The organism is Pantoea sp. A4 (genome assembly GCF_000295955.2).
In the GTDB taxonomy this organism is placed as follows: domain Bacteria; phylum Pseudomonadota; class Gammaproteobacteria; order Enterobacterales; family Enterobacteriaceae; genus Pantoea; species Pantoea multigeneris.
Map to the genome: position 1 here is coordinate 122,210 of NZ_ALXE01000017.1, position 21,747 is coordinate 143,956.

At 51.9% G+C, this 21,747-nt stretch carries 20 protein-coding genes; 12 read left to right on the plus strand and 8 right to left on the minus strand.

The annotated features are described in order from the left end of the window. Positions 1-13: 13 nt before the first annotated feature. Positions 14-364: a helix-turn-helix domain-containing protein gene (locus B880_RS0103600; RefSeq protein WP_017346005.1), complete on the minus strand. Its 351-nt coding sequence runs from the start codon at positions 362-364 to the stop codon at positions 14-16. A gap of 717 nt (positions 365-1,081) precedes the next feature. After that, entirely contained in the window at positions 1,082-2,395 is a 1,314-nt protein-coding gene (locus tag B880_RS0103605; RefSeq protein WP_017346006.1) for a glycoside hydrolase family 28 protein, read from the minus strand. A gap of 494 nt (positions 2,396-2,889) precedes the next feature. Here B880_RS0103605 and B880_RS0103610 point away from each other — a divergent pair, with 494 nt between their 5' ends. Next, on the plus strand, positions 2,890-4,224 hold the full coding sequence (locus B880_RS0103610; RefSeq protein WP_017346007.1) for an MFS transporter: 1,335 nt from the start codon (positions 2,890-2,892) through the stop codon (positions 4,222-4,224). A 42-nt stretch (positions 4,225-4,266) separates the two neighbouring features. Here the strand turns inward: B880_RS0103610 and B880_RS0103615 are convergent, their stop codons facing one another. After that, positions 4,267-4,989 carry an IclR family transcriptional regulator gene (locus B880_RS0103615; protein WP_017346008.1) on the minus strand — a complete coding sequence of 241 codons (723 nt, stop codon included), beginning with the start codon at positions 4,987-4,989 and terminating at the stop codon, positions 4,267-4,269. Between the two features lie 168 nt (positions 4,990-5,157). On the opposite strand from B880_RS0103615, the gene B880_RS0103620 reads away from it, so the two are divergent. Both B880_RS0103620 and B880_RS0103625 read left to right on the plus strand, forming a co-directional pair. Beyond that, positions 5,158-5,850 (plus strand): diguanylate cyclase, encoded by a 693-nt coding sequence (locus B880_RS0103620; RefSeq protein WP_017346009.1) that lies wholly within the window; start codon positions 5,158-5,160, stop codon positions 5,848-5,850. Beyond that, a complete protein-coding gene (locus B880_RS0103625) occupies positions 5,850-6,782 on the plus strand; it encodes a hydroxyacid dehydrogenase (RefSeq protein WP_017346010.1) in 933 nt (310 codons plus the stop codon). Before B880_RS0103620 ends, B880_RS0103625 begins: the two co-directional genes overlap by 1 nt. 70 nt (positions 6,783-6,852) lie before the next feature. Here the strand turns inward: B880_RS0103625 and B880_RS0103630 are convergent, their stop codons facing one another. Then, a complete protein-coding gene (locus B880_RS0103630) occupies positions 6,853-7,785 on the minus strand; it encodes a LysR family transcriptional regulator (protein WP_017346011.1) in 933 nt (310 codons plus the stop codon). A 99-nt stretch (positions 7,786-7,884) separates the two neighbouring features. Between B880_RS0103630 and B880_RS0103635 the strand changes: the two genes are divergently transcribed. Together B880_RS0103635 and B880_RS0103640 are read left to right on the plus strand one after the other, a co-directional pair. Beyond that, positions 7,885-8,319, plus strand: coding sequence for a DMT family transporter (locus B880_RS0103635; RefSeq protein ID WP_017346012.1), 435 nt, complete (start codon positions 7,885-7,887; stop codon positions 8,317-8,319). 9 nt (positions 8,320-8,328) lie between these two features. Then, on the plus strand, positions 8,329-8,820 hold the full coding sequence (locus tag B880_RS0103640) for a DMT family transporter (protein ID WP_017346013.1): 492 nt from the start codon (positions 8,329-8,331) through the stop codon (positions 8,818-8,820). Between the two features lie 78 nt (positions 8,821-8,898). Here the strand turns inward: B880_RS0103640 and B880_RS0103645 are convergent, their stop codons facing one another. Both B880_RS0103645 and B880_RS0103650 read right to left on the minus strand, forming a co-directional pair. Continuing rightward, positions 8,899-10,275, minus strand: coding sequence for an MmgE/PrpD family protein (locus tag B880_RS0103645; protein WP_017346014.1), 1,377 nt, complete (start codon positions 10,273-10,275; stop codon positions 8,899-8,901). Between the two features lie 11 nt (positions 10,276-10,286). Further along, positions 10,287-11,798, minus strand: coding sequence for a DHA2 family efflux MFS transporter permease subunit (locus B880_RS0103650; RefSeq protein WP_017346015.1), 1,512 nt, complete (start codon positions 11,796-11,798; stop codon positions 10,287-10,289). Between the two features lie 167 nt (positions 11,799-11,965). Here B880_RS0103650 and B880_RS0103655 point away from each other — a divergent pair, with 167 nt between their 5' ends. Then, positions 11,966-12,604, plus strand: a complete 639-nt coding sequence (locus tag B880_RS0103655; protein WP_017346016.1) for a TetR/AcrR family transcriptional regulator — start codon at positions 11,966-11,968, stop codon at positions 12,602-12,604. Here B880_RS0103655 and B880_RS0103660 read toward each other — a convergent pair. Together B880_RS0103660 and B880_RS24670 are read right to left on the minus strand one after the other, a co-directional pair. Then, a complete protein-coding gene (locus tag B880_RS0103660; protein WP_083482059.1) occupies positions 12,571-13,728 on the minus strand; it encodes an ABC transporter substrate-binding protein in 1,158 nt (385 codons plus the stop codon). The genes B880_RS0103655 and B880_RS0103660 overlap by 34 nt on opposite strands. A gap of 1 nt (position 13,729) precedes the next feature. Then, complete coding sequence (locus B880_RS24670) at positions 13,730-15,769, minus strand: TonB-dependent siderophore receptor (RefSeq protein WP_071524367.1); 2,040 nt, start codon at positions 15,767-15,769, stop codon at positions 13,730-13,732. Positions 15,770-16,012: 243 nt separating this feature from the next. Here B880_RS24670 and B880_RS0103670 point away from each other — a divergent pair, with 243 nt between their 5' ends. The 6 genes from B880_RS0103670 to B880_RS0103695 all read left to right on the plus strand — a co-directional run bounded on the left by B880_RS0103670 (position 16,013) and on the right by B880_RS0103695 (position 21,741). Continuing rightward, a complete protein-coding gene (locus B880_RS0103670; RefSeq protein WP_017346019.1) occupies positions 16,013-16,234 on the plus strand; it encodes a hypothetical protein in 222 nt (73 codons plus the stop codon). 296 nt (positions 16,235-16,530) lie between these two features. Then, positions 16,531-18,138 (plus strand): AMP-binding protein, encoded by a 1,608-nt coding sequence (locus B880_RS0103675; RefSeq protein ID WP_017346020.1) that lies wholly within the window; start codon positions 16,531-16,533, stop codon positions 18,136-18,138. After that, positions 18,138-18,866, plus strand: coding sequence for a thioesterase II family protein (locus B880_RS0103680; protein ID WP_017346021.1), 729 nt, complete (start codon positions 18,138-18,140; stop codon positions 18,864-18,866). Before B880_RS0103675 ends, B880_RS0103680 begins: the two co-directional genes overlap by 1 nt. Positions 18,867-18,911: 45 nt before the next feature. Beyond that, positions 18,912-19,940, plus strand: coding sequence for a pyridoxal-phosphate dependent enzyme (locus B880_RS0103685; protein ID WP_017346022.1), 1,029 nt, complete (start codon positions 18,912-18,914; stop codon positions 19,938-19,940). A 29-nt stretch (positions 19,941-19,969) separates the two neighbouring features. After that, positions 19,970-20,524: an allene oxide cyclase barrel-like domain-containing protein gene (locus tag B880_RS0103690; protein WP_017346023.1), complete on the plus strand. Its 555-nt coding sequence runs from the start codon at positions 19,970-19,972 to the stop codon at positions 20,522-20,524. Between the two features lie 41 nt (positions 20,525-20,565). After that, a complete protein-coding gene (locus B880_RS0103695; protein WP_017346024.1) occupies positions 20,566-21,741 on the plus strand; it encodes an FAD-dependent oxidoreductase in 1,176 nt (391 codons plus the stop codon). The last annotated feature ends 6 nt before the right edge of the window (positions 21,742-21,747 follow it).

Sequence of the window (21,747 nt, forward strand, 5' to 3'; positions counted from 1 at the left end):
GGTATAGAAGGAATTAAACGGTAAAATCGGAATTGTTGTTTTTTAAACGGCGAAATTTAGCAGGCGGGACATGATATTTGCGCACAAATGAACGCGTGAAAGACTGCTGGGACTCGTAACCATATTTGATGGATATATCCATAATGGCGTCCCTGCTATCCACTAAATCATGAGCCGCTAACGCTAATTTCTTATCACGAATATACTCACCCATACTGACATGCATAATGCGATGAAACATGCGCTGTAGGTGCCACTTTGAATAACCCGATCGCCTCGCTACATCCTCAATTTTCAGTGGGTTACGCAGGTTATCGTTGATCCATGACAATAATTCCTCGATGATGATTTCTTGTCGATTCATTCCCACACCTCTTTGGAAAAGCGGCCTTTGAAGTATAAAGACGAAAAAGTTAACGCGAGTAGATGAACATCATGGAGGCGTTAGAGGATATAACAGGATTATCGATGGTTGTTTCCTGCTAAGTGATAAACTTCGGCTACGCCGTATATTTTATTTTCCCATTATCGTTACTGACCATGTCAATAGCTAAGGCACTATTTAGCGTCAGAAGTGTCGTTACCGCGATAATTGCAGCATTCAGCTTTTTCATATGAGTCTCACTAGTCAACAACAGAGATCGTCCAAACTGCAAAAGAATCGTAACATGACGCGTTTTGGGGTATTAGTCGGGCAGGAACGATAGCCTTTATTAGGCTGGCTCATAAATGATGTGTCAAAAAGTGAACATGTTTACGATTTTTTGGTTATGCAGCGACGTTAAAAGCTGTTTGTAATGTGAATGTGAGTAACTGGTGAAATTTTCACATATATCTTGATGAACGCCTGGCAAGGCTTCGTACTCAGTAGGAAATTAAGGAATGATTATCGCGTTCTGCACACCGCTTACAGTAAGCCCTGTACTCTGGTCGCGGAGTTACTTTAGGGTGCGCCGTTGGGTGTTGTTAAAAAATATTTTGATCTCCGGACGGCACGGGGCCTGCCTTGTTACGGGGCATATTGGTCACACCTGAACAGCCAAAGCGAAAGGGGGCCGGAAAACACCGGCTCCGACCTTGGTCACTCCATCGCGTTGGCGGTTGTCAGATTGACGCCCGGACCTCTCGCCAGGGATGCCCCCTCAGACGCGTGAACCGTGACTTGATTCAAGGAACCGCTGACATATCTGGCTTGAATGCCATGCACGGAGGAGATTGAGACCGAATTCAGTTTGAGATCACGCACTGGTGCTTCGGGCAAACCCGATAAAATCATGGCATAGCGTGCGCCGGTCGCGGTGAGATCCGTCACTGAAACGCCGGAAATAAGCGGCGTGGTGGGGGTTACTTTCTCCGGTGAAATCGCTGAAACCAGTGAATTTCCTGCTGAACCCGCCTGGCCGCTGTAGCTGTCCGTTATCAGCAGCGGCGTCGCGACATTCTGCATGCGCACATGACTGACATTAAAAGGGCCGATTAGACTGCCACGATCCCGGCCCGATTTGATCCGGATGCCGTTTTCCGCATCAATAAAGCTGACATGTGACACCGACACTTTACCAATGCCATTGATGGTTTCACTGCCAATCGAGATACCATGCCCCTGGCGCATAATGGAATCAGAAATAGCAATATCGCCGGAAGACGCGTCCGCAGCGGCAACGATGCCAGATTTAATCGAGATATGGTCATCGCCGGTGGAGATATCCGCATGGGCAATGTGAATGTCAGCGGAAGAGACAATATCAATACCATCGGTGTTGGGCGAGTCGGGTGGGTTGGACACGGTCAGGTGGTTCACCTCGACGTTGTGGCTGTGGCGTATGACCAGATTCCACATTGGGGAGTTGGTCAGCTTCACGTTATCAATGTGAACAAACGCACTGTTATTCAGCTCAAACAGCCAGGGACGTGGCATGCCATTGGCGATCGGCACATCTTTATACCGCGCAGTAAATGCTTCCGGATGGCCCGAACGAACCTGTTTACGCAGCGACATGGCGTCTGGCCACCAGGTTTGCTGACCGCTTCCATCAAGGGTGCCACCCCCGGTCACGGCAATGTCGTGGACGTTATTCGCCAGGATCAATGCTTCTCTGTTTTGTGCCGCGCTGCCAATGAAAGCCGCTACGAAGGCTTTTTGATCATCGACGGCCTGCAACACGCTGCCCTTGTCGATCACCAGATGGATGTGATTTTTCAACATGATCGGGCCGGAAAGCCAGCGCCCCCCACTGAGTATCACCTTACCGCCACCTTGCGCGGCACAGGTATCAATCGCCTGTTGGATCGCCGTGGTATTGAGGGTGTGCCCATCCGCTTTGCCGCCAAACTGTTCAGGATGGCACGTCAACTCGCTGGCCCAGCTACTCGCAGGGGAGCACATTACAAACATGATGATTGCCGGAAGTGTTTTTTGCATGGTCATCCAAGGGTTGGTTTTATGCTCAGGGAATATGCGCAATACACGCACAGGTGAATCACTATCATGCCGATAAGTGATTGTTTTTATCAGAGATGATGTTTGATTTTGGCGCGTTAATTGTCAGAAGATGTTGCGCCGTTAAATCTATCGCCGTGCCTTACATCCCACCCTATATGCACGCGCTGAGTATGCCGGGCATGATATACACGCCCGTGGTTTTGCTTTTTATCTGAGAAAAAGCATAGGTGTTCAGTACAACGCACTGTCTACGCAGGCCAGTTACTGCGTGTTTAACGCGGTATAGCTCACAGTTCCCACACGCCAGATCCTGAATTTTGTGATCTGCACACAACCTTTCTACGCAGGCGCTTTTGCTCTACAGGGTTTTTGTTAGTTTATATTGTACAACCAAGATTTACACAGTAAAACAAATCAGCTTCACTTGATCACACTGCGAGGCAAGAATGCGTCAACAAACCCTGCAACAAGCGCCAGTTTCAGAGCTGGAGCAAACCACTATGCGTCGTGTCATCTGGCGCATTCTGCCCTTCCTGGTGGTGAGTTATCTGGTGTCGATTATCGATCGCGGCAATATCGGTATGGCGGCATTGCAGATGAACGAAGACTTAGGGCTGAGCAAAGCGGCATTTGGTTTCGCCAGCAGCCTCTACTTTGTCGCCTATTTCCTGTTTGAAGTGCCAAGCAATCTGGCGATGCAGAAGGTCGGTGCGCGTTTGTGGATCCCACGCATTATGATCAGCTGGGGCATTATCTCTATGTGCATGGCGTTGGTGGAAAGCTCTACGTCATTATATGTGCTGCGTTTTCTGCTCGGCGCCGCAGAGGCGGGCTTCTTCCCTGGCGTGGTGCTTTATCTGACCTGGTGGATCCCGGCTCGCTATCGTGCCCGTATCATCGCTTCATTTATGGTGGCGATCCCGCTGGCGAATTTTATCGGTTCCCCACTGTCAGGCCTGATTTTAACGCTGGATGGCGCGCTTGGCCTGCGCGGCTGGCATCTGCTGTTCATTCTTGAAGGCTTACCTGCGGTGTTGTTGGGTATCACTGCTTACTTTGTGCTGAGCAATCGCCCGCATGAAGCTCGCTGGTTGAAACCCGATCAGAAAGCCTGGCTGGAACAGACATTGCAGGCGGAGCGCGAGCAGCAGAAAAAAATCGCCCCGATCTCAACTTGGCAATTACTCAAGCATAAACACATCTGGCTCATGGCCTTGATTTACTCGGGTGCATCGGCGGCGGGTACTACGCTGAGCGTCTGGTCGCCGCAGCTGCTGAAAACCTTCCATCTGGATAACATGACCACTGGCCTGTTGAACGCCATTCCTTATGGGCTGGCTTCGGTATTGATGATTGTCTGGGGACGCAGTTCAGATCGCACAGGCGAACGTCGCTGGCATACCGCGCTAACGCTGTTCATGATTGTAGGGGGGATTTGTGCCGCCTTTATCACTCTCTCACTGCCTGCAACTATCGTGATCATGAGCCTGATTTTGGTCGGCGCTTATTCGATGAAAGGGCCATTCTGGGCGCTGGCCTCCAGTTGGATGAGCAGTTCATCAGCAGCGGCAGGGCTTGCAGCGATTGGCGCGATTGCCAACCTGATTGGTGGTGCGGTGATGGTCAATGCGTACGGCATTATCAATGAGAAAACGGGTAATCATACGTTGGCGCTGCTGCCCCTGGCAGCACTTTGTCTGGCGGGCGGTATTGCGGTGGTGATCATGGGAAGAAACCTGACGCAGCATTCAGCCAATGAGAAAGGCGTCACCAGTTCCTGAGAAACGGGGTCGCCATTAAAGTGACCCCGAATCACGCCCGGCTTAACCGCCGGGCTGTACACCATACAGCGTTTCACAAAACGCTTTGCTGGCACCGAGTTTCTGTGACAGACGTGAGGCAGTTTGTGACATCATCTGGCCTAACCCCGCTTCGCGACGCGATTCAATCAGGCGCGAAGAGGGGCCGGTTAACGCCAGTGCCGCAATCAATTTATCATTAACCCCAAACACCGGCATGGCAAAGGCGGCAATGTGCGGATCGCGTGCGCCCGAGGTATAAAGCGGCAATTGCGGTTCACCCGCCAACAGCGGGTTCTCCTCTCCCCAATGGCGCAGCACCTGACTAATGGCTGAGCCATCCAGGGGGAAAATCGTGCCCGGCAATCGGCTGTGGCGCAACCCTTCGGAAGCCTCGGCACGGAACAGGCAAAGGCGCTGACCGCCTTCAATCACATACCAACTCGCGCTTTCGTGGGATGCCTGCGCCAGTTGATGCAACTCCGGCTGAACCACGCTCGCCAGATGAAAAGATTGTTCATAGAGTTTGCCGAGATACAGAAGACGCGGCCCTAATCCGTAGCTGCCGTTTTCGTGTCGCACAACGTAATTCATGCGCTCCAGTGAGTTCATCAGACGGTAAACCGTCGTTTTGTGGTATCCCGAAGCCTGCGACAGCGCGGTTAGCGTCAGGCTGTCGTCACCCGGCCGGAAACAATCCAACAGAGCCAGCGCCTTCTCGACCGCAATAACGCCTTCATTTCCCATGCATTCCTCCTGTTTTGAACAGCATGGAGTGTACCTGAAATTTTGTGAGTGACCTCGTGTTTACGTCACAAACACCGGTTCACCTCTGGCAATCTTCGCGTGGCCCTGGGTATAGTTGTTTTATATTGTACACATCAGTTTTACACAGTAAAACAAACAGAGGTAATCATGAGTCACTCCAGCAAAGCAATGATCAACCGTGAGTTCATCCGTGTAACGGCCGAACAAGTTAAACAGGCTGCTGAGTACCAGGCGGCGATTCTGGCGGATGTTGCGGGTCGCCGTGGCACGCTGCACGGCCGGATCAAGCCGCTCGCCCCTCAGATGAAAGTGGCGGGACCGGCGGTCACAGTGGAAGTGCGCCCAGGGGACAACCTGGCGATTCACGCGGCGCTGGCGGTAGCAAAACCGGGCGATGTGTTGGTCATTGATGGTAAAGGTGACATCAGCTGTGCGCTGCTGGGGGAAATCATGGCAACCCAGGCGCAAGCCAGTGGCATCGCTGGCATCATCATCGATGGCGCAGTGCGTGACGCCGATGCCCTGAGTACACAGGATTATCCGGTGTTTGCCGCAGGCCTCAATCCGTGCGGTCCAACCAAATTCATCCCCGGTCTGGTTAATTATCCGATTTCAGTGGCTGGCGCAGCGGTACAAGCCGGTGATTTAGTGGTCGGCGATATCGATGGCGTCGTGGTGATCCCGCGCGAGGAAGTGCCCACTATCATTGCACTGGCGCAAAAAAAATTGGCCGCAGAAACCCTGCGCCTGGCGAGTATTAAAAACGGTGAGTTGCGTCCACACTGGCTGGATGATGCGTTACGTCAGGCCGGGATGCTGGCACAGGGGGAGGCGCTGTGATGGCAAATGCACCTGTCATTCTGATCACCGGCAGCGACCTTGCCGCTGAAGCCGTGGCTCTGCTTCAAGGCTTTGAATTGGTGTTTGCCGGTAAGCAGCCAACCGAAGCGGAACTGATCGCACTTTGTCGTCAGCACAATCCCGTGGCCATTTTAGTCCGGTACGGTAAGGTCCCGGCAGCGGTGATGGATGCAGCTCCCGCGTTACGGGTGATCTCCAAACATGGCAGCGGTATTGATGTGATTGATCAGGCCGCAGCGGCTGAACGCCAGATTCACGTCTGTTCCGCCCCCGGTGCTAACGCTGCCGCCGTAGCAGAACACACCTGGGCGCTGATCCTTAACTGTGCCAAGTCAGTGTTGACGCTGGATGCCCGTATGCGTGAGGGGTTTTGGGATAAATCGACGCACAAATCCCTGGAGCTGGAGGGCCGCACGCTGGGGCTGATCGGCCTTGGCGCTATCGGCAGTCGCGTGGCGCGTGCGGGCAATGCGTTTGGCATGCGGGTGTTAGCGTATGATCCTTACGCTCGTGAACTGCCAGTAGGTTGTGAAGCGGCCCGTTCGCTGGAAGCCTTGCTGGCTGAGGCCGATGTGGTTTCGCTGCACTGTCCGCTGACTGAGGCGAATCGTGAAATGCTGAATATGGATACGCTGGCCCTCTTCAAGCCGGGAGCTATTCTGGTCAATACCGCGCGTGGTGGGCTCATTAACGAAGCTGCACTGGCGGAAGCGCTCACATCGGGCCGTTTGCAGGGGGCCGCCCTGGACAGCTTCAGCGTTGAACCCCTTACCGCCCCCCATCGCTGGCAGGCGATCAACAATGTGATTATCTCTCCACATATTGGCGGCGTGAGCGATGCCTCTTACGTAAAAATGGGCACCGTAGCGGCACAAAACATCCTGCATGTCCTGGCACAAGAGCAGCGGTAGGCGGGGATTACGCGATAAAAGCGCACAGGCCGAAGCGTTTTCGTCAATCATCACCGCACAGAGACAAAACTTAAGTTTGCCAGTAAAGCGGCGAACCAAACGCCGCAATGTAATAGTCAATAACTGCCCTGACGTTCAGCGGAGGGTGCCGGACATTGGGGTAGATTGCGGCGATATGCTGTGGCTCGGTTTTATTGGACATCTCCAGTTCGGGTAACAGCGCGATCAGTTCGCCGCTTTTCAGTCTCTCCCCAATCAGCCAGTCAGGAAACAGCACGATCCCCATTCCCCCGAGCGCGGCAACCAATAGCGTTTCGGCGTTGTTGGACGACATCAGAGGAGAGACGGGATAGTGCACCCATTCCTCACCCGGACGCCGCAGCAACCAGCGGTTGGGGCCTGAAGAACCGCGATAGACAAGGCATTTGTGCCTCGTGAGTTCTTCAGGCGATTCAGGCATGCCGTACCGGTGAAGATAAGCCGGTGACGCGGCAAGATGATAGAACTGCTGGCCAAACGCGCGTGCGTGAAAAGAAGAGTCCGTCATAACACCAATTCGAAACATGACATCAGCGGGGTCCCGGTGTGGATCGATGTAATCATCCGTCAGCGTGAGCTCAAGGTTGAGCCGCGGATAGCGCTCAATAAGGCCAGGTAAGGCTGGCGCAACATGCCGCTGTCCAAAGAAGACCGGCGCGTTGATACGAATCATGCCGGAGGGCACGAGCGTTCTTTCATTTAACTCACGCCGTGCCTCTTCAAGGCTTCCCGTCATGGCACGGGCATAGCGCACAAAGAGATGTCCGCTTTCTGTCGGGATGACCGCTCGGGTGTTGCGGTAAAAAAGCTGCTGACCCAGCGCATCTTCAATCTGATGAATGATGCGCGAGACCTGGGAGGCGGATATGCCCTCCCGGCGGGCCACAATCGAGAAATTCTGTGTCTCATACACATCGGTAAAAATCATCAGGGCGCGGATGCTGATGTTTTCGGGTTCGCTCATTGATGTATATCCTGCACAGGTGTTTATCTGATTATGGCATTTTTCTCATCCATGGTAAGGCGTAATCTCCTCCACCCAAACAACTGGAGACGGATTGCTATGCAATTGATACTGATTTTAATCGTTATTGCCGGAGGCATGGGACTGTCCGTAGAGGCAGGATTGCTCGGGCCACTGGGGGGCGAGGTCGGGGACCTGTGGGCCACCTTCAGCGTATTTGGTGTGGGCGCAGTGCTGACTTTTCTGTTAATGCTGTTTTTCAGCCCGCGCAATAGCCCGTCGTTCTTTGCTCAGCCTTCCTGGCAGCTTATTGGCGGCGTGCTGGGTCCGGTTTACGTCATCATTCTGACGGTGGCAACACCAGCAATCGGCATTGCCATGACGATGATCGGCATCCTGGCAGGCCAGGTCTTCAAAAGCTTGATCATCGACCACTTTGGGCTGCTGGGAACACCGCACAGGAAAATCGACAACAAACGCATCATTGCGCTGATTTTTATCATTGCAGCGCTGTTTATGGTGGCACAGGGGTAAGGTAACGTTATGACAATTATCATGATTCTTCTCGCCGTGGTCGGCGGTGCCATGCTGAGTATTCAGGCGGCCATCAACGGTCAGTTGGGCAGTAAGGTGGGCGTGTTTAAAAGTGCGTTTCTGACGTTTTCGGTTGGTGCGCTGGTGACGGGGTTGCTGATCTTCTTCTTTGAGCCCAGGCATGCGCTGACCCTGATGGATGTGCCTAAATGGCAGTTGCTGGGCGCGATGTTTGGCGTGCCCTATATCGTGATTATGGTGCTGGCCGTACAACGTATCGGTGCTGCGGTTGCCACCGTCGCCGTGATCTTTGGCCAACTCACCATGAGCATGCTGATCGATAATTTCGGCTGGCTGGGCAATCCGCCCATTCCGTTTTCCATGAGCCGCCTCGGTGCCATCGTCTGCCTGGGTATTGCACTGTTTTTCATCTATTCAAGCAGTAAGTCGAAGGCCTCACCGTCTGAGAAAACCCTGCGCCAGCCAGCGGTCAGCGAATAAGGTTTGCCCGTCTTGAGGAGTGCCGGAAGCGTGCCCGGCACTTCATCGCTGACAGCCGGGCAGCGGTTTTGAGGTTATTTACCTGAGCACGTGAAGCAAGGGCATCACGGAAGGTGCTTCGGCAAATTGCTCGATGTGTTGCAGTACCACGTTCGCGTATTCCCGGAAAGTAGTGCAGGGAGATAGCTGGCAGCAAATCATAAATTTATCGCGAATTTCCTGCATGTTAGCCGCATTCTCTGGCCATCCACGACCATAGGCGGAGGCGAGAGTAAGCTCATCTCCGTCCGCTGCCCACAAGGTCAGTTCAAAGCGGTCAAACCTGTCAAAAGCCGCAACTTCCTCAATTTCTATGCGTTGAGCAAACGCAACGACCAGGGGATCTTGTGCTGCTACAGCGCTGAACTCGTTTGGCGTAGCACGACCTCTGAGCAAAGCATTAGCAATGATGTAACGGGCGCTGAACTGTGCATCAATTTCGGGAGTCAGGCTTGGGCTGTAAGACGAGCCACACACCATACGCATCGTTGGGGACGCTTTCAGTTTTAACCGGGTTCGTGGGTCAAGCAGGTATTTTTCAGGCACAGGCGTGTTAAGCAGCGTATCTGTCATTGCCAGCAAAATACTGCAATGCGGATAGAGTTTAAAACAGGTGGCTTCTTCCCCAAGAAAATCGACGCCAAGACGTTGCGTCAGGATATTGAGATCGGGTTTTCCCGGCGCATATAAATTGAAAAACCCATTCTCACCGCACAATACCCGGCGTGGTCCACTGATGCCTTCCTGAGCAAGCATGGCTGCTTCAAGGGCATGGCGAGCAACCAACCCCTGACCAAAGCGGACGGCGAGGGTTTTATCCTGATAGTGCTGGAAAGTGCCAATGCCGTAATCAAATGCCAATCCCACGGCATCACGAAATTGCTGCAAATTCAGTTTTAACAATCTTGCGGCAATCACGACACCTGAAAATAGCCCGAGAATATTAGAGTCAAACCCCCGGTAGAAAAAACCCTTTGCCTGTGCCGCCAGGTTGATTCGCTGACCAAAATCCTGGGCTACAGCCAGGGCGGCCAGTGTCTCTAATCCTGAGGCTCCGCTGAGTTCAGCTGCTGCCAGGGCCACGGGAATATCCGATGAACCCGGATGCCAGCCCGGTGACAATACATCGCAAAAATCGAGTGCGCGTGCACGCACTGCATTAACAAAGGCGGCCTGAGGCGCGGCGAGTTTTTCCTGACTGCCCAACACATGTGCTTCGCCACATCCACTCCAACGACGGGCAAGTTTAAGCGCAGCGTTGACGCCACTCTCCTCATAACCTGCTGCCATACACCCCAAATTATCCAGCAAGCGCTTGGTCTGAAACCCCAACACTTCGGGAGGGATCATGCAGGCATCAACGCGTGAGGCAAAGGCGATCAATTCTTCAATCGGATCATGTTCTGGCTGAGACATAAAAACTCCTGTTATTTACGCGACAAAGCTGCTGATTCCTGGGTTAACTGAAAACGTGGATGAAGCATCACCCCTAGCCAGAGCGTCATCGCCAGGCTCACCACACCGGCCCAGAGCATCGCGAGGGAAAATCCGCTCGCCACCGCAGCGTGAGTCAGTTCCACAAGTTGCGGTACGCCAGCGGTGAAGGCATGTTCTGCGATCGCACTGCGGGCAATGCTGCTGGCGTGAAGAATATTTTGGCTGCTCAATTGTGCGTTCAAAGACTGCTCTGCATGAAGACTCATGAGGGTGCCGAGCAGGGCAATGCCCACGGTCATTCCTGTCTGACGCACGGCATTCATGGTTGCAGAAGCCATACCGGATCGTTGGGCTGGAACGCTTCTCATCACCAGTGCACTGGTTGCCGGCATCCCCAGCCCCATGCCGATCCCCAGCAGAGCCAGGAATAATGCGGTATGCAGGTATGCGCTTTCTGCCTGAAGTTGGGCCAGAAGTAACAACCCAACCCCAATGAGACCATAACCCGCAATCGCCAGTGCGTTGACGCTGAAGCGGGCGGCTAACCGACCAAATGACGTTGCCGCTAACGCCATGGCGATAAATTCCGGTGCCATACGCCATCCTGTCTCCAGCGGGCTCCAGCCCTGGGCCTGCTGGAGAAAGAGCGAAACGAAAAACACGCTGCTATACGATGAAAAACCCAGCACGGCAGAAGCCAGGTTATAACCGGAAAAATTAGCCTGGCGGAAAAGGTGGAGTGGAAGCAGAGGGCGTGAGACTTTTCTCTCAACGGCAATGAACAGCAGAAACATGATAAGTGCAGCAAGCAATGACCAACGCGCTTCGGGGCTGTGCCATCCCTGGTCTCCTGCCGAAATAAGGCCAAACGTTAAAGCCCCTAGCCAGAGAATGCTCAGTATCTGCCCGATGGGATCCAGCGCCGCATGGTCCGGATGCGCGCTCTCCTTGAGCCCAATCGCCCCGAGCACCAGCGCGACGATCCCAATAGGGATATTGATCATGAAAATGCTGGGCCAGCCCGCAGTGTGTACCAGGATCCCTCCCAGGATTGGCCCGACCACCAGAGATAAAGCGTTGACTGAAGACCAAATGCCGATAACGCGAACCCGCTGCTGCTCATCGGGAAAAGCATGCGCCAGCAGTGATAAAGCGCCGGGAATGACGGCAGCGCCGGCGATACCTTGAATGATCCTCCCTGCAAGCAGCCCTTCCAGTGAGGTGGATAAGGCGCAGAGCAACGAGCCTGCGGTAAAGAGCGCGACGCCACCGAGCCAGATACGTTTGCGACCAAACCGGTCTCCAAGTGGTCCTGATGAGAGGATCAAGGCTGAAAGGCAAAGCGCATAAGCATCAACCACCCACTGTAGTCCCGACATGGTGGTATTGAGTGAGGAGAGTAGGGTGGGCAGCGCCACATTAACAATGCTGATATCCAGTGAAGCCATAAATGTGCCAAGGCAAATCGCAGTCACTAACGCTACGCGGTGTAATTTCTGCATGAAAACCCCTGTGATAAGAATACCGTGTTATTGAGAATGTTTATCAACATAGATCACGACTGACCGTCGGTCAATGGTTATGTATATTTATGTATGCCTGAATAGGGCGTCTGGTCAATGGGAATAACATTCGCTACGATGACCACAAAATCCGGAAGGGAGATGAGATGAACAGCACCGAAAAACCGAACAAATCACAGCCTCGCACAAAACCTGCTGAGGTTCGCCTGGACGAATTAATGGATGCCGCACAGCAGCTATTTATTGATAAAGGCTTTGAAGCGACGACGGTCAGTGACATTGTGCGTGATGCCAATGTCGCGAAGGGGACGTTCTACCATTACTTTACTTCGAAGAATGAAATGCTTGCTGCTTTACGTGAGCGTTTCACCCAGCATTTTATTGCCAGTATTCAAAAAGCGGTCGATACGTTTCCTGTGGAGGACAGTGTTGCGCGGTTAAAAGCCTGGTGTGATGCCGGCGTAAAGGCCTATATCGATGGCAGGCTGCTGCATGATGCGTTATATCACGATCATCATCACCCTACGCGAGGGAATCAGGATCGTAATGCGGTACTCGATCAGGTGCTGCATATTCTGGAGGAGGGAGTCCGTATCGGCTCCTGGACGCTGGAGAATCCAAGGCTCACCGCGATACTGATGTATCACGGCATGCATGGTGCAGTGGATGACATTCTGGCAGATGAAACTAAAAGCAGCGCCACGCTGGGTGGGGATCTTGCCCGGCAGTTTATGCACCTTTTGGGCTGCCTTCAGGTTGATTCCGTATCCAGAGAGACCCAATAACCCGGCTCCCAGGGAACGGGCAGGAAACGGGCAAAGAGCTCGGAAAAGGTGTGGTCGGCAGAGATATCGTTGAACAGATGCGGATGAAACCACTTTGCCAGTTGCAGGACAGCAATAAAACTAAACGGGTGATCGTAGAAAGGGTGCCAGATTGCATACACTTTACGCTTTTTAGCGGCGCTCAACGTTCGGTATGCGGGCCTTTGCATTAATCTCTCAAGCTTCTCCTTTGCCAGCGCAAGGTCTGCATTGGGCCCCAGATTAACCCAGTTTCCATTTGGCGAGTATTGCGACCAGTTGCTGCCCGTCACCAAAATTTTGTCAGGATTTGAAGCGATAATCTGCTCGGGGCTTAACGCCCCGTAGGTATTATGAATGATACTCGCGGCAAGATTGTTTCCCCCTGCCGCTGCCACTAATTCGCCAAAGTTCGCATTTCCCCATGAGAGGCAGCATTCATCGTACAATCCCGCTGCCCGCTCCATTAAAACGCGAGGCAACAGAGGATGCACCTGCATAAGGCGTTGAGTAATTATGCCCAGATGATAGTCGCGATACTGATTTAACAACGCGGCACGTTCGGTCTGGTCAAAGAGTTGCCCCATCAACGTAATACTGCGAGTGGTGTTGGCCATGAGATGAATACTCATATCGACATAGGCGATCGGTATGTTGGCGGCGTTGAGTTTTGCTGCCAGACCGCTGGTTTCAACCATTGAACGCGTGTTGAGGTTTAGCACCATAATATCGGGGCGCAGACCAATCAGCTTCTCAAGATTAAACTGCAACTGCTGAATGCCGCTAAAGGTGGGCAACCGCGCCAGTTCCGGGAAGTAACGGCAGTAAAGATGATAGCTATCCAGGTCTGCTGTGCGGAAATTATCTCGCCACCCTATCAATTTTTCTAATGGGTTTTCGCGACAAAGTGCTGCCACGGTATAGAAAAGATTGCCTTCGCCTAAAAAGATACGTGCTGGCCTGTGTTTTAGCGTGACCTTCCTGCCTGCAACATCCTCAAAACTGAATGGCGCAGTAACCTGAGATAACGCCTGGCTCACAGGCACCAGGGCGGCACCGCCCAACGCCAGTGCCTTGTGTATGAATCCTCTGCGTTGGCGATCCATGTTAAAAATTCCAACTGACAGAACCCAAAATGCTGCGTTCAGCACCGATGCTACAATAGGGGGCACTGGTACAGCTGGAGACCCACGACCTGTTCATGACATTGGTGACAGTCAGACCCAGCTCGAGATTCCATAACTGAGGATCCCAGTGACCCGGAGAATAGCGTACCGAGAGATCACCCAACCAGTTAGCCGGTACCTTAAAGGTATTGTTACTGTCTCCCCAACTTGCGCCTAAGTAACGCACCCCACCCCCCAAGAGCAATCCCTGAAGTGGACCACGGTTGAAGCGGTAATCCACCCAGAGTGAGGCGTTTTGTGCCGGGACGCCGACGGGATGTTTACCCAGTGTACTATCCGTCGCCGAGGTGACCACGTTGTTAACCCATGCATAAGAGGCCAGCAAACTCAGACTTTCAGTCATCATCGCCCGGCCTTCAATTTCAATACCCCGGGATCTGACGGCACCAGTCTGGGTGTAATAGCTAGGATTGAGCGGATCGACGGTATTCACATCACGCTGAGTTAATTGATAGAGCGCGATGCTGCCAATAAGTGCGCTACCCTCGGGGTGAAATTTCATGCCGGTTTCGTACTGGACTGCTCGGGTAGGTTTGAACGGCTGGCCACTGGCATTGGTACCGGTTAACGGAGAGAAAGAGGAAGAGGTACTTACCCAAGGTGACACCCCGTTCGAGAAGGGATAAGTGACCCCTGCCCGGTAGCTCCACGCTCTGTCATCGGTGTCCAGGCGGGTATGGGAGAGTCGGTTGAGAGTGTGAATCTGTGACCAGTCATGGCGGCCACCCAAAAGGAGATGCCAGTTTTGCCAGATAAGCTCATCTTGAGCATAAACCCCGGTTTGATTCAGGTGTTGGGTAGTGGCGGTACTTGGCGTCAGCACCGGCGTGAAGTTTGGGCGGTAATGGGCAGAGTAGGGATCAAAGGTCACGGTTTGTGACACCCAGAGATTCTTATCCAGTTTTGCCAGCTGATAATCAAGACCAGTTAAAACACGATGCTCAACCGGTCCGGTATGGAACACGTCAGAGAGTTGGTTATCCATAGCCAGACTCTCCGCTGTGCTCGGTGAGTCCTGATATTGTGCCGTTAGCTGCGACAGGTCGGCAGTGGCTGCGCGGGTGAAGTCGCGACGTACCGCAGAGTTAACATGGGAATAGCGTAGGTTCTGTTTTAGTGTCATACCGTTATTGAAAGTATGTGAAAACAGCGATGTCACATCGTACTGGGTACGGGAAGAGTGCTCATGGTCAGGATTACTGTAGTTTTTGTCGGTATCAATACGGCCATAGGGATTGGGCAGCAATCCGAGCATTTGTGCTGGCAGCGTATTGTAATATCCAGCACGAGGTTCCCGCAGATAGTGCATGAGTAGCGTCCAGCGGGTTTTTTCATCCGGCTGGAAGGTGATGGAGGGGGCGAGGTAGAGCCGTTTCTGCCGGGTATCTTCAATTTGCGAGCCTTGGGTTCCCGCCAAAGCATCAAACCGATACAGCCAGCGCTCATCATCAGTCAGTGCGCCGGTCGAGTCCAGGCTAAGGGAGGTGGTTCGGTGATTACCCGCTTCAAACTTAAGCTGGTTCGAGGCTACAGTCGACGGACGTCGTGAAACCATGTCGATAATACCCCCTGCACCGCTCTGCCCATAGAGCATAGAAGAGGGACCATGCAGGGCCTCCACACGTTCTAATCCCCAGGTTTCAATCTGCGGACTCCATATTCCGCTATTACCAATCACTTTCAAGCCATCAAGATAGCTATCAGCATCAAACCCACGAATGCGCGCAAAATCGACATTACTGGCAAAGGCCCCAAACCTCTCCACGGCGACGCCGGAGTTATAGTGCAATGCCTGACTCAACGTCGTGGCATTTTGCACATCCATCTGGTCTCGCTTAACCACAGAAACAAACTGCGGCGTGTTTTTAAGCGCGGTAGGTGATTTGGTGGCGACTTCTGCGTCCGTAGCAACATAACCCGTAGAGGTTGCTGCGGCACTGTTTTCAGATCCGTTAACCATAAGCGTCTCTTCATTAGCAAAGACACGCGGCGAATATGAAAGTGAGGTAGCCAAAAACAACATTATGGTGCCTGACCCAGCCGTGATTACAGAAAATTTAGCGTTCATACCCCGTCCAAATAATAAAGTTTTATTAATGTTTATTTGTTTGCGTTCCGTTAAGAATTAAGGCGAAAATACGCTCCGACCGACCATCGGTCAATGTAAATAATTATCAATACCATTTTTTGACGGGGACATGAAATGACATTTGAACGCTTTATCGCCTTACTCGTCCAGGTTGGCATTCCGGAAGAAATTCTGAATGACGCAGATGAAAACTGGCAGATAAGACATGATCTTGCGCTAACTTCCGCAGAAACAGTGGCACTTCAGGCAAAAATAGAGCATCTGGCCCCTCTGGGTTTTTCGCTGTGGGGTGCAGAAGATTACTCACTAGGCGAAATAATTTCTTTGCTGCGATAGCGCCTGTTCTCGCCATGACTAGGCGGTTGATTAACAATGCCTATTTTTGATAATACGTCTCATTTAAACAAAATTCGCGAAAAAAATTAACGATTAAGCAATTGACTGTCGGTCGGTCATGTTGTTTAGTGTGCCGGGCAATCTAATTAGTACAGGTAAGTAATCTGTTCCACTCGCGGCTGGAGTGCAGCAAAAACAGGGTATGGGTGCCGTATGCGTTCCGGCCTGATACCGAAGGGGTTTTAATCAAGATCCTCTCAGTATTTTGAGATGGATAAGAGCATGAGGGAGTGCATATGCCAGACTTCAGCGCATCATTGAATCAAAACTTGCTGCAGGGATTGACGGAGTTTGGTCTTCGCCCTGCCTTGCATGACCAGAATGAGACACTCACTTTTGCACAGCTTGCAGATCGGGTTGCTTCCTGCAGTCATCGACTCAGGCTTCGGGGGGTCAACAAAGGGGATCGCGTCGCTTTACAACTCCGTAATAGCCAACAGGCGGTGATCTTAATGCTATCCGCATTGATGATTGGTGCCATACCCGTTCCCATTTTGCCCTCTTACCGGGAAAAAGAGCTTCTCCATATTCTGCAAATGACCCAACCCAAAGTGCTTGCCCTTTATCGTAGCAGCCGCCGTTACAGTCCTATGGCCTCGCTACAGTCCTTTGAACAGCAAGGTATTCATGTCGACATTGTCCTGGTGGAAGACCTAGAGGATCAGAAAAGGCAAACGCGTTATCTGAACCTTCAGCAATTTTGTTCCCCCATGGAGACGCCCCCGGCACAACATCTTGAACCGATGTCATCCGACGACACGGCAATGATGTTGTTGTCGAGTGGAACGACCGGATTGCCCAAAGCGATTGCGCGTAAAAACGGTGGCTACACCTATATGATTCAGTGCGGATGTGACATTTTTGGTCTTAACAGCCAGTCTGTCTATTTTGCCGTTATGCCGGTTTCTCACGGCTTCGTCATCAATTGCCCGGGGATACTGGGAACACTCAGCCGTGGCGGCGCGGTTGTGCTGGCGGATCAACCTACAGCGGCACATGCATTAAACGAAGTTGCGCGCTGCGGTGTTACACACACGACGCTGGTCCCGGCGCTGTTGGCACAATGGGCTGAAGTACAGCAAACCGCGCCTCGCGCTATTGACTCGTTATGGCATGTTCAGGTTGGTGGCGCTCGAGTGGCACCTGAACTTGCTGCATCGGCTAGCGCAACCCTCGGCATCAAACTGCAACAGTGTTACGGCATGAGTGAGGGGCTACTCTGCTTCAATGCGATAGATGACGTTGACAGCATACGCTTCCAGTCGCAGGGAAAACCGCTGAGCCCAGAAGATGAAGTGCGTATCGTCGACGATCGTGGTCAGCCGGTTGCCATTGGACAAAGCGGTGAATTGATCACGCGCGGTCCTTACACTATCACCGGGTATTTTGAAAACCCGAAGGCTGACCTGGCGGCATTCACACCAGAAGGGTTCTACCGGACCGGCGATCTGGCACATGTTGATGCTGAAGGCAATGTGTACATTGATGGGCGCGTCAATGATTCGATTAATCGCGGGGGGGAGAAATTTTCTCCCAACGAAATTGAAGAACTCGCCCTGCATCATCCTGACATCCAGCATGTCGCCTGTGTAGGGGCGGCTGATGCTTTATATGGTGAAGTTGCCTGCTTATTTGTGGTCTCCGATCGGCAGGACATCGCATTGGGCGAGCTGCGCCGCTATCTTGCCGAGCAGGGATTGGCGTCATTCAAAATTCCGGAAAAATTGATTCTGCTGCAAGCCATCCCGATGAAAGGCATTGGCAAAATCGATCGGCTTACACTGCGTGCGATGGTGGCAGAAACACCCAGTGATATCGCTGATGTCGTCACAGGGCGGGAATAATGATGATGCATTCTTCTTCCAGCTTTAATGCCGCCATTATTCGATACAGCCGATACACCGGTGCGCCCATCAGACAGCAGTTGGTTGTTTTTCCCCATGCCGGTGGTACTGCCAGCTTCTATAAAGGTTGGCGCGAACAATTACCGGATGACTGTGACCTTTTTGTCGTGCGTTATCCAGGCCGCGATGAACGTCAGGCAGAAAATCCCTGGCAAGATGCACAGCAGGCAATCGAAGCATGCTGTCGGGGATTACAAGAGATGCTGGGTATTGCTCCGGTGACCTTCTTCGGTCATAGCATGGGGGCGATTCTGGCATTACAGACCGCACTGGCTTTGAGAACCTCGCGCTTCCGCTTACATAAGGTCGTGATCTCTTCACAACGAATCCCGGCTTCATTACTGAATCTTCAACACGAGCCTCAGAGGCAATCACTGCTGTCGGCGATACTTCGCCAGGACAGTGGAATGGCGTTGGATGAGCTCACACGGCCGACGGTTGAAAAAAATATTTTGCAGGATCTGACGCTGCTCGGCCAGTTAGCGGCGTTGCCCGTGGACGACATCAGACTGCACGTCATCGGTGGCAATGATGACCCTCTGGTGAGTGATACAGATCTAAAAGCCTGGGCTGCGATATCAACGTCAGCACAGGTATCGCTCAGGGCCGGTGGGCATTTCTATTTTCAGCAAAACACGAATGACTTTTTGCGCCAACTTATACAGTAATACTGATCTCATTCCTTCCATTGCTATTCAGACAAGGAGTTTGTGATGAACTTTGAACTGTTTAATCCTCAGACAGCGGCACCAGATACAGAAAAAGCGTTTACGTTATTTCCACAGCTGAAAAAATTTTATGCAAAGCTAGGAAAAACCCCTTTGATACCTGTTCCCAGCCCCAAAGGCGGGGCAACCATCTTAGCCAAGTATGAGTTTCAAAATCCTTTTGGCTCAGTAAAAGATCGCACTGCTTTTGGCCTCTTTTGTGATGCCATCAATCAGCATGACTTTACGCAAGGTGAATTAAAACTGCTCGATTCATCGGGTGGAAACATGGCAAAGGCACTGGCGAAACTGGGCAATATGTGTGGCATTGCTGTACAGGTTGTCATTCCTGACTCTTCTTCCGAACAGTTGATTGATACCCTAAAAAGTGACAATGCGCAGGTCACTTTAGTGGATCGTAACCAGTTTCTGCTCGGCGTTATTGCACGTAGCCAGCAAATTGCCCGTGATGACACCCGTTGGACGCTGCTGTCGCAACATCTGAACTTAGTGAACACAGCCGTGCATCAGTATCAGACCGGGGAAGAAATTCGTTATCAACTTAACGGCACACAGGCTGATGGCTGGGTCTCTGCCGTGGGAACCGGTGGAACACTTTCGGGCGTCTATGCTGCTCTGTTACGTGATAACAAACACCTTGTTGTCTGGGGAAGCACCCCGGCTGAGTTGCCTTACGGAACCCTTGATGCGCCTAACGGTCACGCAAAGTTCGCGGGTGCCGGTGGACTCGGGTTTGGCTTCCGCCAGCCTTTTATCGATCGTCTCATGCCGCATAACCTGCCTTTTAACCCTGTCACGTATGCTGAAGCCTTGAGCGCGATGTTCGAGTTTTGGCAAATGACAGGGGTGAAAATCGGTGCGTCTTCCGCTGCTAACTGGAAAACTGCGTGGAAAATGGCAGAAACAATGGAACCGGGAAAGCAGATTGTTACGTTATTTGCTGACGCTGGCAGCGATGCAGAAAGAGAAAAAGGTCAAACCTGGTTTAAACAAACAGAAAGCATTGAGGCATAACTTCACATCCTCCTCTTAAGGAAAATGAAATGGAAATCATCCAAGGCAATAATAATGTTTTGTCAGAGTTAATTTCGCTTACGAATTGGGTACGAGAAGAAATTGAAAAAGGAGCTGGAATTAATGACATTGAACGTGATCTTGCTGTAAATCAGCAGTACGGAAATGTCACCATTGTTAATGTTACTGAAATGGCCAATATTCATTTTAATGCTAAAACCAAATCTGGCCCAACGGTGGGTGATGCGAATTCACATGTCGATCAGTTTATCGATGAGAGTGGAAATCAAGTGGGCAGCATGACGGGGAGCGGTTGGAAAATCGCAGCACTGCCTGATAATAGCGTTGTATCTTATTATCATGAAACGGCTGAAACTGCGGTAGGGCGTATTGAAACCTCGGGCATCTGGAATTCCAGCGCCATCTGGGCATCGCAGTGGCAATCCTTATTAGCCGTTGGGGTAAGTGGCGATGTTATGGGGAAGATCGGTATCCGTCAGCTTTTTCAGGAGATACCACGCGAAAAATACCGCACCCTGATTGTTCTGGTTCCGCTGAATCAAATTAAATCACTCCTTCAATAAAACCTGGCGCTGTTTTTATTTAAAACTCATGTGGGGTAGGTATGCACACGAATCAACAATGGGATCTCATTATTATTGGTGCAGGTCCGGTAGGATTATCAACAGCATGGAATTATGCGAAAAAAAATCCAGATAATAAGGTTTTAGTTCTGGATAAATATACTTTGCTTACGCAACTTGCAGGTACCAGTGGAGAGGAACGCCATTGGCGGTTGCAATATAGCGAACTTGATATTTTCCGCCTTACGCTGGAGGCGGACAAGCTGTGGCAGGATTTGGAGAAACAGGCCGATCGGAAGTTGATTCATCGCACCGGGAGCTTGTGGTTTGGTGATGCCGATGTCTGGACCAATGAAGGTCAGATCACACAGACCATGAAATCCATGGATGAAATGTCCTTGCCCTATGAACGCCTGAATATGGCAACGATTGAGCAGCGTTATGGTTTTACGCATTTCGACCCGAACTATGAGGGTTTTCTGCAAAAAGATGGCGGTGTCATTGATGTAAAAGGCACCTTGTCTACTCTGTATTCCCTGGCCAATGACCTTAATGTGACCTTTCAGTTTGGTGAGAACGTCACCGCCATAGAGCCTGATTCAGAAGGGGTGAGTGTCTTTAGCGCGGAGCAGCGTTACCGTGCGCGTAAGGTGCTTATTGCCAGCGGACCAGGAAGCAAAGCACTGGTCGCGCAACTGGATATTGACCTGGCGCTTTCAACTTATGAAATGGCCTGTATCAGCATGCTACGGAGTCAGCGCACCGGAGCTAACGATCCTTTCTGGTTTGCTTTCCAGCAGCCGGTAGAAACGGACAGTAACCTGTTCTACGGCTTCCCACCTAATCCGTGGTCTGTTAATGGCTTTGACCGTCTTGGTACGGATTTTGAAGTGGATCCGATCACCGACAGCCACAAACCGGACTTTCGTGCTAATCCCCAACACGTCGATCGCGCAATAGAATTTGCCCGACGTCATATGCCGTTCTTAAACCCCGATCGTGAATGTTTCTCCAGCAGTTGTCTTGCTGTGTTGCCTGATAACCCCGAGCGACTGTTTTATCTCGATACCGCCAAAGGACGCTGCCACGGCGGCGAAAACGTGGTGATTTCAGCCGGAGGCTGGGCCTTTAAGTTTACACCTTTGCTGGGGCAAGTCTGCGCGGACTTATTAAATGATAAAACGCCGCGCTGGGATATCAGTGCTCTGCGTTTTTAAGTCGGG

Excerpts from the sequence above, each read along its gene's own strand:
- B880_RS0103600 (WP_017346005.1), bottom strand. The coding sequence starts at position 364 with ATGAATCGACAAGAAATCATCATCGAGGAATTATTGTCATGGATCAAC.
- B880_RS0103605 (WP_017346006.1), bottom strand. The coding sequence starts at position 2,395 with ATGTTTGTAATGTGCTCCCCTGCGAGTAGCTGGGCCAGCGAGTTGACG.
- B880_RS0103610 (WP_017346007.1), top strand. The coding sequence starts at position 2,890 with ATGCGTCAACAAACCCTGCAACAAGCGCCAGTTTCAGAGCTGGAGCAA.
- B880_RS0103615 (WP_017346008.1), bottom strand. The coding sequence starts at position 4,989 with ATGGGAAATGAAGGCGTTATTGCGGTCGAGAAGGCGCTGGCTCTGTTG.
- B880_RS0103620 (WP_017346009.1), top strand. The coding sequence starts at position 5,158 with ATGAGTCACTCCAGCAAAGCAATGATCAACCGTGAGTTCATCCGTGTA.
- B880_RS0103625 (WP_017346010.1), top strand. The coding sequence starts at position 5,850 with ATGGCAAATGCACCTGTCATTCTGATCACCGGCAGCGACCTTGCCGCT.
- B880_RS0103630 (WP_017346011.1), bottom strand. The coding sequence starts at position 7,785 with ATGAGCGAACCCGAAAACATCAGCATCCGCGCCCTGATGATTTTTACC.
- B880_RS0103635 (WP_017346012.1), top strand. The coding sequence starts at position 7,885 with ATGCAATTGATACTGATTTTAATCGTTATTGCCGGAGGCATGGGACTG.
- B880_RS0103640 (WP_017346013.1), top strand. The coding sequence starts at position 8,329 with ATGACAATTATCATGATTCTTCTCGCCGTGGTCGGCGGTGCCATGCTG.
- B880_RS0103645 (WP_017346014.1), bottom strand. The coding sequence starts at position 10,275 with ATGTCTCAGCCAGAACATGATCCGATTGAAGAATTGATCGCCTTTGCC.
- B880_RS0103650 (WP_017346015.1), bottom strand. The coding sequence starts at position 11,798 with ATGCAGAAATTACACCGCGTAGCGTTAGTGACTGCGATTTGCCTTGGC.
- B880_RS0103655 (WP_017346016.1), top strand. The coding sequence starts at position 11,966 with ATGAACAGCACCGAAAAACCGAACAAATCACAGCCTCGCACAAAACCT.
- B880_RS0103660 (WP_083482059.1), bottom strand. The coding sequence starts at position 13,728 with ATGGATCGCCAACGCAGAGGATTCATACACAAGGCACTGGCGTTGGGC.
- B880_RS24670 (WP_071524367.1), bottom strand. The coding sequence starts at position 15,769 with ATGGTTAACGGATCTGAAAACAGTGCCGCAGCAACCTCTACGGGTTAT.
- B880_RS0103670 (WP_017346019.1), top strand. The coding sequence starts at position 16,013 with ATGACATTTGAACGCTTTATCGCCTTACTCGTCCAGGTTGGCATTCCG.
- B880_RS0103675 (WP_017346020.1), top strand. The coding sequence starts at position 16,531 with ATGCCAGACTTCAGCGCATCATTGAATCAAAACTTGCTGCAGGGATTG.
- B880_RS0103680 (WP_017346021.1), top strand. The coding sequence starts at position 18,138 with ATGATGATGCATTCTTCTTCCAGCTTTAATGCCGCCATTATTCGATAC.
- B880_RS0103685 (WP_017346022.1), top strand. The coding sequence starts at position 18,912 with ATGAACTTTGAACTGTTTAATCCTCAGACAGCGGCACCAGATACAGAA.
- B880_RS0103690 (WP_017346023.1), top strand. The coding sequence starts at position 19,970 with ATGGAAATCATCCAAGGCAATAATAATGTTTTGTCAGAGTTAATTTCG.
- B880_RS0103695 (WP_017346024.1), top strand. The coding sequence starts at position 20,566 with ATGCACACGAATCAACAATGGGATCTCATTATTATTGGTGCAGGTCCG.